We start from the raw sequence: 14,023 nt of genomic DNA, 5'->3' as shown, positions 1-14,023 counted from the left end.
CTTACACGTCTTTTCTTCAAACGCTGCAGTCACCCATGCTGCGGCCGGGGTCCAGAATCACAGGCGCTTTGCTCTACGAAACTGGACCCCGGCCTTCGCCGGGGTGACGGGATTAAAACATTAACATGTTGAGAAAGAAGGAAAAGTTTTCAGACGGACTCTTACAAAATCCGCACCGCCCCTTCCAGCCCATATTGCTGGCCCGGTTGCACCCGGAACAGCACGGCGATCTTCTGTTTGCCCGTGGCCGGTGGCAGGTCCAGCGACAGCGGGGCGGCGGTGGCCTCTGTCCGGCCGCCGATCCGGCGGCCATTGGCGAACACCTCCACCGCCCCCGTCACCTTGTCAAACACCAGCGTGCCACCCGCCTTCTGAATGCCGGCATAGGGTTCGATGGTGATGGCGCACATGACATAGACCTCCCGATCCGGTGCCGGCAGCAGGCTGCCGCTGCGATAGGGCGACCAGGAATTCATGTCATTGTCGGCCAGCCCCGCCGTCGGGTCCAAGGGCGTGGCCGACCAGGGTGAAACCCGCCAGCGGCCCAGCGTGAAGATATTGCGCTCAAACACCGGCTGATAGGCCGGCCCCAGATCGGGTTTGATCTCAATGGTCAACTTGGCCGGCTTCAACCCATCCGCCTCCGCAGACAGGCGCAGCGTGCCGGACGTGCCCGCATTGCTCTGCACGATCACCTGCGCCAACCCGTTGAAGGCCGACCGGCGGTCGCCCTTTTCCGGTTCGATGGAATTGGGGTCGCCATTACCCAGGCCGATGATCCGCCCATCCACAATGGCAAAGCGGATCATCGGCTTGGCATCGGGCACCACCCGCCCGGCCCCATCCACCACTTCCACCCGGATCGGCTGGGCGTCAATCCCATCCCCGGCCAGTTGCTTGCGGTCGGCCACCAGCCGCAGCGCCTTGGCCGGGCCGGTGGTTTCCACCACTGCCTTGGCCACCGGCATCCCGCCGGTAAAGCCCAGCGCCTCCAGCTTGCCCGGCTGATAGGGCACCTGAAACCAATTCATCTCCAGCCGGTCGCCCTTCTGCCGGCCCAGGCTCTTGCCATTCAGGCGCAGTTCCACCTCTTCCGCATTGCTCATCACCATCACACGGATGGGCTGACCCTCCTTGCCCGGCCAGTTCCAGTGCGGGGCAATGGCCAGCACGGGGCGGTCATCCACCCATTGCGCCTGATGGATATGGAAGGCCGTCTTTTCAAAGCCGCACAGATCCATGATGCCGAAGAAGGAACTGTTGGACGGCCAAGTGTGCGGCGTCGGCTCCCCATGATAATCAAACCCGGTCCAGACAAAGCCGCCGGCCACGAAATCGCGGGTGGCGATTTCCTTCCAGGCCTTGCGGTGGGTGGCGCCCCAGGGGGCCGCCTCATCATCATAGGAACTGGCGATATGGCGTTCCTTGTCGGTGATGAACTCACCGCGCGTGGAAAAGGCCGACGTATCCTCCGATGACAGCATCGGCTTGCTGGGGTTGGCCTTGTGGAAGGCGTCATAATCCTTGGGCTGATAATTGAAGCCCACCACATCCACCGCCTGGGAGACATTGATCTTGGTGAACAGGCCGCCATTCATGGCCGCCGTCACCGGGCGCGTCGGGTCCAGTTCGCGCACGACATCGGCCATGCGCATCACCATTTCATAGCCCGCTTCCGTGCCCTGCATCGGTTCTTCATTGAACACCGACCAGAGGATGATGCTGGGATGGTTCCGGTGGGCCCGCACCAGCCATTCCAACTGCGCCATCTGGTCGGGTGAGGGATTGAAACAGCGGTTTTCATCCATCACCAGCAGGCCCAGCCGATCGCATAGCCGGTAAAAGGCCGGGTCTTGCGCATTGTGCGAACAGCGGATGGCGTTGCAGCCCAGTTCCTTCAACCGCCGCAGCCGGAATTCCAGCAACCCATAGGGAATGGCCGTGCCGACGCCGGCATGATCCTGATGGATGCAGACACCCTTCAGCTTCACCGGCCGGTCATTGAGGAAGAAACCCTTCTCCGCGTCAAAGCGCTGGGTGCGGAAACCGATTTCCGTCGTCCCCTCATCCGTCAGCGCGCCATTTTCCCACAGCCGGGTGGTAACGGTGTAAAGGGCCGGCTGCTCCAGGCTCCAGAGCTGGGGGCTGGCCAGTTGCATCGGGGCGGACAGGGTGATGCTGTCAAAATCGGTGATGCTGCCCGTCGCCTCCGACCGGGCGACGATCTTGCCGTCCGGCCCGGTCAGTTCGGCCGTCAACCGCACCGGCATAGTGCGCTTGGCGCTGGAATTGACCTGGACGGTCAACGGTATGGTCCAGCCATCGCCCTGTTTCACCGGATGGGCGGAAACGCCATCGGTGGCGATATGCACCGGCGCCCGCTTGACGATGCGGACATTGCGGTAAATGCCGCCGCCCTCATACCACCAGCCCTCCATGGACTGCGCATCCACCCGCACCACCAGCGAATTGCCAGCATTGCCATAAGTGATGAAGGGCGTCAGATCAATATTGACGGCGCTATAGCCGCTCCAGCTGCGCCGCACCAGGGTGCCGTTGAACCAGATGGTGGCATAGGTGGAGATGCCATCCAGTTGCAGCTCAATATGCCGGCCCCGGTCGCTCTCATCAAAACGCAGGGTGGTGCGGTACCAGGCATAGCCGCGCGGGCGGTAGCCCTGGGAGACATTGGCCTTTTCACTGTGCCGCTGGAAGCTGACAAAATCATGCGGCAGTTCCACGGCCGCCCAACCGGTATCATCATAGGCCGGTGAGGCCGCCCCGAAGGAGATGCCGGCCTTGGCATTCTCATAGGTTTCTTCGTGGCTCAGCAGTTCGGGGAACGGAATATCGCCTTCATGGAAACGCCAGCCGCGATTGAGCGAGAGGATTTGCCGGGGCCCCAGGGCCACGGCCATCGGTGCCTTCGGGCTGCTGGCCAAGGCGCTGCCCGTGCCCACCAGGTGCCCCAGCAGACCGGACAATGGTGCTGCGGCGACAGCCGCCCCCGTGCCCATCAGGAAGTGCCGCCGATGCATATTTCCTCCATTTTGTCTGATTTATAATTTGTCATATAAATTAGCCAAAAATGGAAGGAGACGCAACGCCATTGGCTCACAGAAACAATGGCGCCGCCAGCACTACATAGACAATTTCGGCAAAGCCCCTGCCCCCGTCACTCCACCCGCAGCGCGTTGGTCACCGGTTCCTTGATGCTGTCATACCAAGCGCCATAGGTGGGGTTGGGAATGACGATCCAACGGGTTTCCCACAGGGATTTATAGCGGGCGGCGATGGCGGCCCGTTCATCGGGGCCCTGCTGGCGGGTGACGGTCAGCATATCGCTCAACTGATCGCCAAAGGACATGACGATCCGGTTGGTCTTCGCCACTTCCTGGCGGCGGCTGGCTTTATCGCTGGGCCAGCCATTCTGGCCCTTCAACATCAGGTCAGCCGGCGCCACATCGCCAAAGCCGGCCGCCTTCAAATTGACCAACGTATCGGCGTGCTGCGGGCAGGCATCGCCGGGATTGGCCGGGCGCGGCTTGCATTCCCGGTTGGTGATGAAGACGACCCGCACCTTGTTGCGGCGCAGTTCCGCCACGAAATCCACGGCACCCGGCATCGGTGTAGCGCGGCGTTCACCGACCCACTGGTCCCAGGTGGCCAGATTGAAATCACGCTCGCCCTTCAGGATGGCGCGGGCCATGTGGGGGCTGTTGTCCAGCACCGTCTCATCCACATCGAAAATGGCAGCCGGCGGCTTGCCAGCCCCGCCATCGGCCTGTTCCAGCGCCGCCGAACCGGGCGCGGACAGGGCCGCCGGCAGCTTGATCTTCGCCAGGGCATAGGATTGTTCGGACAGGCGCTTGAATTCTTCCGACCGCTGCATGAACAGGGTGGCGATCAGGCGCGGATCATCCAGCGGGCCGGGGGCCGCCTGGGCCACAGGCGGCGGCGGGGCCGCATCGCGCGGACGGTCATTCACATGGATGGAACAGGCGGAGAGCGCCACAGCAGCACTCGCCAAGGACAGCAGGGTGATGGATCGCATTTTATGACACTTTGGTGACATTGTTGCCTGCCCGCACAATGCCCAGCACTCCCCTCCCTGTCCACCCGCTATCCGGCCTGCAACAGGTCGCTGAATGCCTGCACCGCACGGGTGCGGTAGCGTTCCCGATGCTGGATCAGGCTGAAACGCCGGGCCGGCAAGCTGGGGCCTACGGCAGCCAGCCGCCCGGCGGCGATCAGCGGGGCCACCACATGCACCGACAGGGCCGCCGCACCGGCACCCGCCTGCACCGCTGCGCAAACAGCCTCATTCGACGGCAGTTCCAGCGCCACCGTCAGCCGTTCCAGCGTCAGCCCCAGCCGGGGCAAGGCGGCGGTAAAGGCCGCACGGGTGCCGGAACCGGGTTCGCGCATCACCCAGGCGGTGCTGGCGGGATCGAACGCGATCCCCGCCACATGCGGCCCGACCCAGGGGTGACCGGGGGCAACCACGATGGTCAGCCGGTCATCCGCCACGGGCGTCACCTGCAAGGCCACATCATCCACATCGCCTTCCACCACGCCCAGCTCGGCCTTGCCCTCCAGCACCCAATGGGCGACGGCATCACTGTTGCCCACGGCCAGATGCGGCTCTACGCCGGGATAAAGCTGGCGGAACCGCACCAGATATCGCGGCAACCAATAGGAGGCCACCGTCTGGCTGGCCCCGATGGAGAGGCTGCCACTTCGCAAGCCGGCCAGATCGGCCAGCACCTGTTCGGCTGCCTGCACCCGCGCCAGCACGCCCGCCGCCTCCCCCTGAAAGGCGCGGCCCGCCGGGGTCAGTTCCACCCGACGCCCCACCCGGTGCAGCAAGGTCACACCGTGCCGTTCCTCCAGCGCGCGGATGGCGGCACTGACGGCGGATTGCGTCAGATGCAGCGCCTCGGCCGCACGGGTCACATGCTCCCGTTCCGCCACCGCCAGGAAGATGCGCAATTGTTCCAGGGTCATGGATTGGCCAATCATTCGGTTTTATCGATCATATCAAGAAATATCATTCGTTGGATTGCTTAAAAGCAGGGGCGCAGGGTGGAGACAGGAAAACGAGCCCCGGTCCCGTGCCATGCTGACCCTATCCGCCCGCCCCCTGCCCTTGCCCAGCCTGCCCGGCATGGGTGCCGCTGCCGCCGTGGCGCTGGCGGCCCTGGGCCTGCATCATTGGTTGCCGCTGGATGGCTTGATCCTGGCCATCCTGATCGGGGCCGGCATCCGCAGCGTGAAGCCGCAGATGGGGGGGCTGGAAACCGGCATCCATCTGGCGGCGAAACGGCCCCTGGAACTGGCGGTGGTGCTGCTGGGGGCCACGCTGGACAGCCGCGCTATGCTGGCCGCCGGGCCGCTGCTGCTGGGCGGCATTGCCCTGCTGGTGGGGCTGTCGCTGCTGATCGGTTACGGCATCGGGCGGGGCTGCGGGCTGGGGCACCGGTTGGCCCTGCTGGTGGCCTGCGGCAATTCCATCTGCGGCAACAGCGCCATCGCCGCTGCCGCCCCGGTGGTTGCCGCCTCTGAACAGGAAGTGGCGACGGCCTTGACCTTCACCGCCCTGCTGGGCATCGGGGCGGTCTTGCTGCTGCCGCTGGCGCTGTTTCTGCCGGGGATGGGGGAATTGCGGTATGGCGTGCTGGCGGGCCTGACCGTCTATGCCGTGCCGCAGGTGGCCGCCGCCACCGCGCTGACCGGCGCGCTCAGCCTGCATATGGCGACGTTGGTGAAGCTGGCGCGGGTGGTGATGCTGGGACCGGTGAGCCTGGGCCTGACGCTGCTGCACCGCCGCCATAACCTGCCCAGCCAGGGCCGCCCGCCGCTGCTGCCCTGGTTCATCATCGGTTTCGCCGCCCTGGCCGGGCTGCGCGCCGCCGGTCTGGTGCCAGACGGGCTGGCCGCCCCGGTGGGTGAAGTTGCCCACGGGCTGACCCTGTGGGCCATGGCGGCGCTGGGGCTTTCCATCAATCTGCGGGGCTTGGCCCAGGGCGGCGGCCGGGTGCTGGCCGCCGCATCCCTGTCATTGCTGGCCCTGGTGGGGCTGGCCCTGGGCCTGATCTGGATCGTGCAGCCGTAAATACCCCCCAGAAAGTCGTGCTTTCACGACGCCTCATCATTTCACCACCGTCATTCCCGCGAAGGCGGGAATCCAAAATCTGCGTTGTCGTATGGATTCCCGCCTTCGCAGGAATGACGGTTAGGTATATGAAAAAGAAGGAATTTATGGAGGTGTGCCCAGAAGCCTTCTGCCTTACCCTCTTTATCAAATCGCCTTGCTGTGCCGCCCGCTCTCCGGGTCCAGATGGGCATCGAACAGGGCGGCCACGCTGCGCACCAGGGGGCGGGCGCTTTCCGGCACGCTGATCCGATGGCCATGCAGTTCCGCCACCCCATCGGCCAGCAGCGCCGATAGGGCCGGCCCCTCCGGCATGATGCTGTCCGGGTGCAGCCCATGTTCAGCCGCCAGTTCGGCCAGATCGACGCTGAAATGGCACATCAGCCGTTCGATCAGGGCCGCCCGCATCCGGTCATCCAGGGTCATGCGATATCCACGCGCCACCGCCAGCCCGGTATCCTCCACCGATTTCATATAGGCCGGTACCGGCAGCACATTGGCCACATAACCCTGCGGCAACCGCCCGATGGCCGAGGCACCAAAGCCCAGCAACGCATCGGCCGCATCGGTGGTGTAGCCCTGGAAATTGCGCCGCAAGGTGCCATTGGCGGCGGCCAGCGCGATGGGATCATCCGGCTTAGCGAAATGGTCCAGGCCGATCCGCACATAGCCTTCATCCAGCAAGGTCTGCTCAATGGCCAGATTCTGCGCCATCCGTGCATCGGCATCGGGCAAATCCGCCTCGTTGATGCGGGCCTGATGCGCCTTGAAACCGGGCATATGGGCGTAGCCGAAAATGGACAGCCGGTCAGGCGACAGCGCCACCGCCTGGCGCACCGTATCAACGCAACTCGCCACCGTCTGGCGCGGCAGACCATAGATCAGGTCCAGATTGATGGCCTGGATGCCGGCCCCCCGCAGCCCCTGGACCGCCGCGCGGGTCAGCCCCGGCGGCTGGATGCGGTTAATGGCCGCCTGCACCGCCGGGTCAAAGCTCTGCACCCCCAGCGAGGCGCGGGTGAAACCGGTATCGCCCAGCGCCTGGATCATCTCCGGCAGCAAGGTACGCGGGTCGATCTCCACCGCCAGTTCGGCATCGGGCGCGATATTGAACCGCGTGCGCATCTCCGCCATCAGCGACCGCATGGCGTCGGCCGGCATCAAGGTCGGGGTGCCGCCGCCGAAATGCACATGCCGCACCGCAGGCCCGCCCTGTTCGCCCTGCGGCAGCAGGGCGGCCACGGTGCGCATCTCCGTCGTCATTGCCGCCAGATAGGCCCAGACGGGATCTTCATGGCGGACGACGCTGGTATGGCAGCCGCAATACCAGCACATGGTCCGGCAGAAGGGCACATGCAGGTAAAGCGACAGGGTGGACGTCGTGTCCAGCCGTCGCAACCAACCGCGATAGGTCTCCGACGTCACCGAGGGGGCGAAATGCGGGGAGGCCGGGTAAGACGTGTACCGGGGAACCCGCTGGTGACGATATTTGGCGACGAGATCGGGATGCATGATGGGCCCTGACAGCGAGGGAACGATTGTGGCCGTACCATGCGCCCGCCGACATATCCGCGCTTTGATCCAGCGCAATCGCCATCCAAAACCAAGCCCCCTTGCGCCCGCCGCGTGCTTCTGCGACACCAGCGCCATGCCTGACCTGTCCTATGAAATCCGCCTCGGCCATGCCGAAACCTTCCCCGTCTGCGGCGTTGACGAAGCCGGGCGCGGCCCGCTGGCCGGCCCCGTGGTTGCCGCCGCCGTGCTGCTGCCCTGTAGCGGCGGCATCCCGGACTGGTGCGCCGGCATTGATGACAGCAAGGTGGTGAAGCAGGCCAAGCGCGAAGCCCTGTTCGCGCTGATCTGCCAAAACGCCCCCTATGGCGTCGGCATCGCCAGCGTGGCGGAAATTGATGAGATCAATATTCTCCAGGCCACCTTCCTGGCTATGCGCCGCGCCGTGGACGGTTTGGCGGCGATGACGGGCAAAATGCCGGCAATGGCGCTGGTGGATGGCAATCAGCGCCCGCCCCTGCCCTGTGCCGTGCAAACATTGGTGAATGGCGATGCATTGTCACTGTCCATCGCCGCCGCCTCCATCATCGCCAAGGTGACGCGGGACAAGATGATGGGGCAATTGGCGCTGGAATACCCCGGATATGGTTGGGAACGGAACCAGGGGTACGGCACAGCCCAGCATCGCGCGGCCATTAAAACACTGGGTGCGACCCCCCATCACCGGCGTTCTTTTGCACCTGTTTCCCAACAATTGGCCTTAACTCTCTGACTCTTCTGACTCTTCAGAAAAATTCCAGTTGACGGCGACTCGGGGCCGAATCATTGTCGGCGAAAATGAACTCCCGATTCGGCGGCAAATACCATGCGTGAAACCCTGACAACCAACCGGATTCTCGTCGGCGACTGTGTGCAGTTGATGCGGGACATGCCCGCCGGCTCTGTCGATATGGTTTTTGCCGATCCGCCCTATAACCTGCAACTGAATGGCGATCTCCTTCGCCCCAACCACACCCGTGTTGATGGGGTGGATGAGGAATGGGACCGGTTCCAGGATTTTGAAACCTATGACCGCTTCACCCGCGACTGGTTATCAGCCGCCCGCCATACGTTGAAGGATGACGGCACCCTGTGGGTGATCGGCAGTTATCACAATATTTTCCGCGTCGGCAGCATTTTGCAGGATCTGGGGTTCTGGGTGCTGAACGACATTATCTGGCGCAAATCCAACCCGATGCCCAATTTCAAAGGCCGGCGCTTCGCCAATGCCCACGAAACCATGATCTGGGCGTCCAAATCCAAGGACAGCAAATATTACTTCGCCTATGAGGCGATGAAGGCGCTGAACGAGGATTTGCAGATGCGCAGCGACTGGACGCTGCCGCTCTGCACCGGGTCGGAACGGCTGCGCGACGAGACGGGGCAGAAGGCACACCCGACGCAGAAGCCGGAATCCCTGCTGTTCCGCGTGCTGATGGCCTCCACCAAGGTGGATGATGTGGTGCTGGACCCGTTCTTCGGCACCGGCACCACCGGGGCCGTGGCCAAGCGCCTGCGCCGCCGCTGGATCGGGCTGGAGCGGGAGCATAATTATGCCCGCCTCGCCAACCAACGCATTGCAGCGGTGGAGGAAGTGGCCGAACCGGAATTGCTGGAGGTCACCTCCAAGCGCACACAGCCGCGCGTGCCGTTCGGCAACCTGATCGAACGCGGCTATCTGAAGCCCGGCACCATGCTGTTCGACAATCGCCGCCGCCATATCGCCAAGGTGCGCGCCGACGGCACCCTGGTGGCCCAGAACCATCTGGGGGAACATAAGGGCTCCATCCATAAGGTGGGGGCCGCCATGCAGGGCCTGCCCGCCTGCAATGGCTGGACCTTCTGGCATTTCCAGAAGGAAGGCTCGCTGGCCCCCATCGATGTGCTGCGCCAGCAGGTGATCAGCGAAAAGCATTGAGGGTTCGGGGGTGGGCTGATCGCGGCCCGCCCCCCTTCACGACAGCGGCAGCGGGGCGGCGTCGCGCAAAATCGCCTCTGTCTCTGGCGTGTAGGTCTGGCCCGGCCCATGTAGCACCAGACCGGGCAGCAGGCGCAATGGCGATTTACGGTCGCGCCGACCCTGCACAATCACCCGTTTCGCGGCCACGCCGGCACGGGGCCAGAGCGGCAGCACGGCGATATCGCCGAACCTTCCTTCCATCAACGCCAGCAGGCTGGCCAGCCGAACGGCTGGAAAAATCACCGTCAGGCTGCCGCCGCTTTTCAACAGGCGCAAAGCGGCCTGGATGAAACCGGTCAGATCGCCCGCCCCCTCCCCATGGCTGGCGGCCTTGCCGGCGACGGGAGAGGCGCTGTGCCGCCCCAGCTCCCAGAAGGGCGGGTTGGTCATCACATGATCGAAACTGTTGGGCGCCAGCCCGGAGGCGGCAATATCCGCCACATCGCCCGGCACCACGCGCGCCCGGTCGGCCCAGCCGCCGGCCGCAATGCCGGCCCCGGCCCAGCGCACCGCGTCAGCCTGAATGTCCAGCCCGGTCAGCGCCACATCGGCACAGCGCGCCGCCAGACACAATAACGCCGCGCCGGCACCACAACCCAGATCCAGCACCTGCTGCCCCGGTTCGGCCGGCACAGCCGCCGCCAGCAGCACCGGATCAATGGCGGCGCGATAGCCCTTTTCCGGCAGATACAGCTTCACACGCCCGCCCAGCAGGGCCACCGGGGCGGCATCCGCCACACCTATATATATGTCACGCCCGTTCACTGTTGTAACAATCCCCCTCAATCGCCGGGCGGGCGCGTCCGCGCCCTTGGCTTGGCGCCGCACGTGCGGCGGGCTGGCGGTCGCCAACCGCCAATCTGCCCAAAGGCAGGTTGGCGTCAGCCCTCCACCCCGACCAGCCCCGCCGCCCGCAGCAAATCCCGCGCTTCGGACGCATCCTCATCCGCGACACAAAGCCGCCGGGGGATGGCCCCGATGGAACCCTCCAAGGCGGCGGTATGCTGGTCCAACAGGACACAGGCGATATCCGAATCAGCCAGCAAAGCCTGGGCAAAAGCCAGGGCCACCGGGTCGTTGCTGCGCAAGATGATGTCCATTCCCTCTCCATCCGATCCGGCCCGACAGCCCCCAGCCACAGTTTCAGGGCGGTCATGCCCATTCATGGCACGCGCGGGCCTTGACCCTGCGGCCTCCCCCGCTATGCTCCCCTGCCATCAGGGGTCCGTCAATCGCGGGCCTGTTTCCGCTTGTCTGGTATGGAGTATCCGACCCGTGGCCACCGTGACCACCCTTGATTCCAAGCGGCGCAAGCCGGGCTCGGATGCGCTCGACAAGCTGGTGTCGCTGGTCAGCGACGATCTGGCCGCCGTGAATGAGCTGATCATCGCCCGGATGCAGTCGCCGGTGGCGCTGATCCCGCAACTGGCCGGTTACCTGATCGCCAGCGGCGGCAAGCGCCTGCGCCCCGTGCTGACGCTGGCCGCCGCCAACCTGTGCGGTTACAAGGGCGACCGGCATAAGGCGCTGGCGGCCTGCGTGGAATTCCTGCACACGGCCACCCTGCTGCATGATGATGTGGTGGATGAAAGCGATCTGCGCCGTGGTCAGGCCAGCGCCAATGCCGTGTTCGGCAATAAATCCTCCGTCCTGGTCGGTGATTTCCTGTTCGCCCGCGCCTTCCAGGTGATGGTGGAGGATGGGTCGCTGGATGTGCTGCGCATCCTGTCCACCGCGTCCGCCGTGATCGCCGAGGGGGAGGTGCTGCAGCTCACCACCACCAACGACACGGAAACCAGCGAAGAAGCCTATCTGGAGGTCATCAAGGCCAAGACGGCGGAACTGTTCGCCGCCGCCTGCCGCATTGGTGCGGTGGTGGCCGACCGCAAGGGGGCGGAGGAAGAGGCGCTGCGCAGCTTCGGGATGAATCTGGGCATCGCCTTCCAGTTGGTGGATGATGTGCTGGATTATTCCGCCGTGCAGGCCCGCCTGGGCAAGAATATCGGCGACGATTTCCGCGAGGGTAAGATCACCCTGCCCGTCGTGCTGGCCTTCCGCCGGGGCGATGAGGAGGAGCGGGGCTTCTGGCGCCGCACCATGGAAGAGATGGACCAGCAGGAGGGCGACCTGGACCGCGCCATCGCCCTGATGGCCAAGCACAATACCCTGCATGACAGTGTGGAAAGGGCTCGCCATTACGCCGCCATGGCCCGCGATGCGCTGGGCCTGTTCCCCACCAGCCCGGTGAAGCAATCCCTGCTGGAGGTGCTGGATTTCGTGGTCGACCGCGACTATTGATCCCCGACAGATCGGTTCGAGAGGGTGCAAGGCCGGGCAAATGCCCGGCCTTTTTCTTTGTCTTTCAGGCACTTGGATGCGCAATGCTGCCATGCGCACCCCCTTTGTCAAAAAACCTGCATCTAGTGCTTGCCATGCTCCGTCGATAGCGCTATACACCCGCCCACGCCACGGGGCGCCGACGACGCGACAGCGAAACGGCAGCCGGTAAAACGGTCCGGTGGTGATAGTGACGGAGTATAGCTCAGCCTGGTAGAGCGCTGCTTTCGGGAGGCAGAGGCCGGAGGTTCGAATCCTCTTACTCCGACCAATAAAAAAGCCGGTTTCGACAATGTCGAAGCCGGCTTTTTTGCTTTTGGCGCCAAGCGCTTTGGATGATGGCTCTCTGGCCGCGGATCACGCCAGATCCACGGCCAGCCCCGCCCCCGTCCCTTGGAGCGGATCGCCAAAGGGTGAAATCATAGCCCAGGGATTCTTCCGGCATTTGGGTATACCAGCGCTTTGCCGCCTATCCGATGGGGGGCAGGCGCAGAACCAGCAGCGCGCCCAGCAGGTGCAGAAAAATGACCGACAGCCACACCGCCCCCGGCCATTGCGCCTGCACCAACAGATAAAGGCCAGAGAAGCCGGCGGGGGCCAGGATGGCGGCAAGGCTGATGGCGGCGGCCATCACACCTTGCAGCCAGCCCTGGCGGGCGTCATCCACCTGCCGGGTTGCCAGCGCCTGCAGGGCCGGGGTGCCGATGCCGCCCAAAGAGAAGAGGGGCATGATGGCGAAGATCAACCAGCCCTGCCGCGCCAGGGCCATGACCAGCAGGGCCAGACAGAAACAGGCAGAGCCCAGCAGGATGGTGGCGCGCTCCCCCAGAAGCCGCACAGCGGGGCCGGGCAGGAACATCTGGGCCAGCGTCTGACACAGACCAAAGCAGCCCAGCGAAAGGCCGATCCAGAAGCCGTTCCAGTGGAACGTGTCGTGGCCCCACAGGGCCCAGCAGACGCCGTAAGCCTCCCCCGTGGCGCTGAAGATGAAGAAAATGGCGATGAGGGGCAGTAACCCCTTGGCCAGCAGGGCTTGGCGCAGGGGGGCCAGCGGGTTCAACGGGGGGCTTGGGGCCTTCATCGCCGCCGGGCGCGGGGGGGAGGGCAGCAAGACCATGGCCAGCAGCAGGTTCCCGCCCGTCAGCAGGGCGGCCGCCAGGAATGGCAGCCGCAGCGCGTGATCCCCCAGCAGGCCGCCCAGCATCGGCCCCAGAATGAAGCCGATGCCGAACATGGCGTTCAGCCGCCCGAAAAGCCGGGGCCGTTCCGCCGCCGGCGACAGATCGCTGATCAGGGCGGCGGCAACCGGCATATTGGCCGCCGTCAGCCCGGCAATGGCACGGCCGAGAAACAGCATCCACAGGCTGTCGGCGCCGGCAAGGAACAGATAATTGATGCTTGCCCCGGCCAGGGACAGCAGCAAAACCGGCCGCCGCCCGAACCGGTCGGCAAGCACCCCCAGCAGAGGTGCGCAGAAAAACTGCATCAAGGCGAAAAGGGCCGCCAGCAGACCCAGCAGCGGCGCGATATCGGCCTGCGGGCTGACAGACTGCAAAAGGGTCGGCAGGATGGGGAAGATCAGGCCGATGCCCATGGCATCCAGCAGGATGGTGATGAAAATAACGGTAAGGGGTTTGTTCTGCACGGCGCTCTCCGATCCGCCCGGCAGAACGGCACCCGAGGGGGACCGGCCACCGGCGATCAGCCTGTTGAGGACAGGCGGGTTCAGGGGAGACGCTGACCAGCCCCTTGCCCTGGAAAGGCAGCAGGCAGGATATGCGTGACCGCCTGTTTCAAGCTGCCGGTGCAGGGCACGGGGGCATAAAGGCGGCGGTCATTTTTCGCGGCTGGACCAAAACTATGCCAGGATCGGGCCTGTTCGCAAGCCCCCCTTGATTGGCGGCGTCGCTAGCGCGCGGCCCTTCGGGTCAATACCGGTGCAGGGCATTCGCGTCGCCACAAGGTACGACAAGCTCGCCAGAAATTTCCTTTCCACTTTTGCCATTGCAACCATCACCGTC

11 protein-coding genes and 1 tRNA gene are annotated in these 14,023 nt (G+C 64.6%); 5 read left to right on the top strand and 7 right to left on the bottom strand.

What is annotated here, in order from left to right; all coding sequences use genetic code 11:
* Positions 1–161 precede the first annotated feature (161 nt).
* The 3 genes from galA to GE253_RS17735 form a co-directional block, all read right to left on the bottom strand.
* A complete protein-coding gene (galA, locus tag GE253_RS17745; RefSeq protein ID WP_211101502.1) occupies positions 162–3,038 on the bottom strand; it encodes a beta-galactosidase GalA in 2,877 nt (958 codons plus the stop codon).
* Between the two features lie 137 nt (positions 3,039–3,175).
* On the bottom strand, positions 3,176–4,054 hold the full coding sequence (locus GE253_RS17740; RefSeq protein WP_173012702.1) for an HAD family acid phosphatase: 879 nt from the start codon (positions 4,052–4,054) through the stop codon (positions 3,176–3,178).
* 68 nt (positions 4,055–4,122) lie between these two features.
* Positions 4,123–5,022, bottom strand: coding sequence for a LysR substrate-binding domain-containing protein (locus GE253_RS17735; RefSeq protein WP_247878719.1), 900 nt, complete (start codon positions 5,020–5,022; stop codon positions 4,123–4,125).
* Positions 5,023–5,119: 97 nt separating this feature from the next.
* Here GE253_RS17735 and GE253_RS17730 point away from each other — a divergent pair, with 97 nt between their 5' ends.
* Complete coding sequence (locus tag GE253_RS17730; protein WP_153205475.1) at positions 5,120–6,115, top strand: putative sulfate exporter family transporter; 996 nt, start codon at positions 5,120–5,122, stop codon at positions 6,113–6,115.
* Between the two features lie 186 nt (positions 6,116–6,301).
* Here the strand turns inward: GE253_RS17730 and hemN are convergent, their stop codons facing one another.
* Positions 6,302–7,666 carry an oxygen-independent coproporphyrinogen III oxidase gene (hemN, locus tag GE253_RS17725; protein ID WP_153205474.1) on the bottom strand — a complete coding sequence of 455 codons (1,365 nt, stop codon included), beginning with the start codon at positions 7,664–7,666 and terminating at the stop codon, positions 6,302–6,304.
* A gap of 136 nt (positions 7,667–7,802) precedes the next feature.
* On the opposite strand from hemN, the gene GE253_RS17720 reads away from it, so the two are divergent.
* A complete protein-coding gene (locus tag GE253_RS17720) occupies positions 7,803–8,438 on the top strand; it encodes a ribonuclease HII (protein ID WP_153205473.1) in 636 nt (211 codons plus the stop codon).
* A gap of 93 nt (positions 8,439–8,531) precedes the next feature.
* Positions 8,532–9,623: a site-specific DNA-methyltransferase gene (locus tag GE253_RS17715; RefSeq protein WP_089286354.1), complete on the top strand. Its 1,092-nt coding sequence runs from the start codon at positions 8,532–8,534 to the stop codon at positions 9,621–9,623.
* Positions 9,624–9,659: 36 nt separating this feature from the next.
* On the opposite strand, the gene GE253_RS17710 is transcribed toward GE253_RS17715, so the two are convergent.
* Both GE253_RS17710 and GE253_RS17705 read right to left on the bottom strand, forming a co-directional pair.
* Positions 9,660–10,430 (bottom strand): methyltransferase, encoded by a 771-nt coding sequence (locus GE253_RS17710; protein WP_348770890.1) that lies wholly within the window; start codon positions 10,428–10,430, stop codon positions 9,660–9,662.
* A 116-nt stretch (positions 10,431–10,546) separates the two neighbouring features.
* Positions 10,547–10,765 (bottom strand): DUF2007 domain-containing protein, encoded by a 219-nt coding sequence (locus GE253_RS17705; protein WP_153205472.1) that lies wholly within the window; start codon positions 10,763–10,765, stop codon positions 10,547–10,549.
* Between the two features lie 175 nt (positions 10,766–10,940).
* On the opposite strand from GE253_RS17705, the gene GE253_RS17700 reads away from it, so the two are divergent.
* Together GE253_RS17700 and GE253_RS17695 are read left to right on the top strand one after the other, a co-directional pair.
* A complete protein-coding gene (locus tag GE253_RS17700; protein ID WP_089286352.1) occupies positions 10,941–11,963 on the top strand; it encodes a polyprenyl synthetase family protein in 1,023 nt (340 codons plus the stop codon).
* A 233-nt stretch (positions 11,964–12,196) separates the two neighbouring features.
* Positions 12,197–12,273 (top strand) — tRNA-Pro (locus tag GE253_RS17695).
* 198 nt (positions 12,274–12,471) lie between these two features.
* On the opposite strand, the gene GE253_RS17690 is transcribed toward GE253_RS17695, so the two are convergent.
* A complete protein-coding gene (locus GE253_RS17690; RefSeq protein WP_211101501.1) occupies positions 12,472–13,647 on the bottom strand; it encodes an MFS transporter in 1,176 nt (391 codons plus the stop codon).
* Between the last annotated feature and the right edge of the window lie 376 nt (positions 13,648–14,023).

Origin of the sequence: Niveispirillum sp. SYP-B3756, assembly GCF_009495745.1 — a bacterium.
Taxonomy (GTDB): domain Bacteria; phylum Pseudomonadota; class Alphaproteobacteria; order Azospirillales; family Azospirillaceae; genus Niveispirillum.
This window is presented reverse-complemented; position numbering and strand designations above follow the sequence as displayed.

Coding starts and splice junctions, on each gene's coding strand:
- GE253_RS17740 (WP_173012702.1), bottom strand. CDS start 4,054: ATGCGATCCATCACCCTGCTGTCCTTGGCGAGTGCTGCTGTGGCGCTC.
- GE253_RS17730 (WP_153205475.1), top strand. CDS start 5,120: ATGCTGACCCTATCCGCCCGCCCCCTGCCCTTGCCCAGCCTGCCCGGC.
- hemN (WP_153205474.1), bottom strand. CDS start 7,666: ATGCATCCCGATCTCGTCGCCAAATATCGTCACCAGCGGGTTCCCCGG.
- GE253_RS17720 (WP_153205473.1), top strand. CDS start 7,803: ATGCCTGACCTGTCCTATGAAATCCGCCTCGGCCATGCCGAAACCTTC.
- GE253_RS17705 (WP_153205472.1), bottom strand. CDS start 10,765: ATGGACATCATCTTGCGCAGCAACGACCCGGTGGCCCTGGCTTTTGCC.
- GE253_RS17735 (WP_247878719.1), bottom strand. CDS start 5,022: ATGATTGGCCAATCCATGACCCTGGAACAATTGCGCATCTTCCTGGCG.
- GE253_RS17715 (WP_089286354.1), top strand. CDS start 8,532: ATGCGTGAAACCCTGACAACCAACCGGATTCTCGTCGGCGACTGTGTG.
- galA (WP_211101502.1), bottom strand. CDS start 3,038: ATGCATCGGCGGCACTTCCTGATGGGCACGGGGGCGGCTGTCGCCGCA.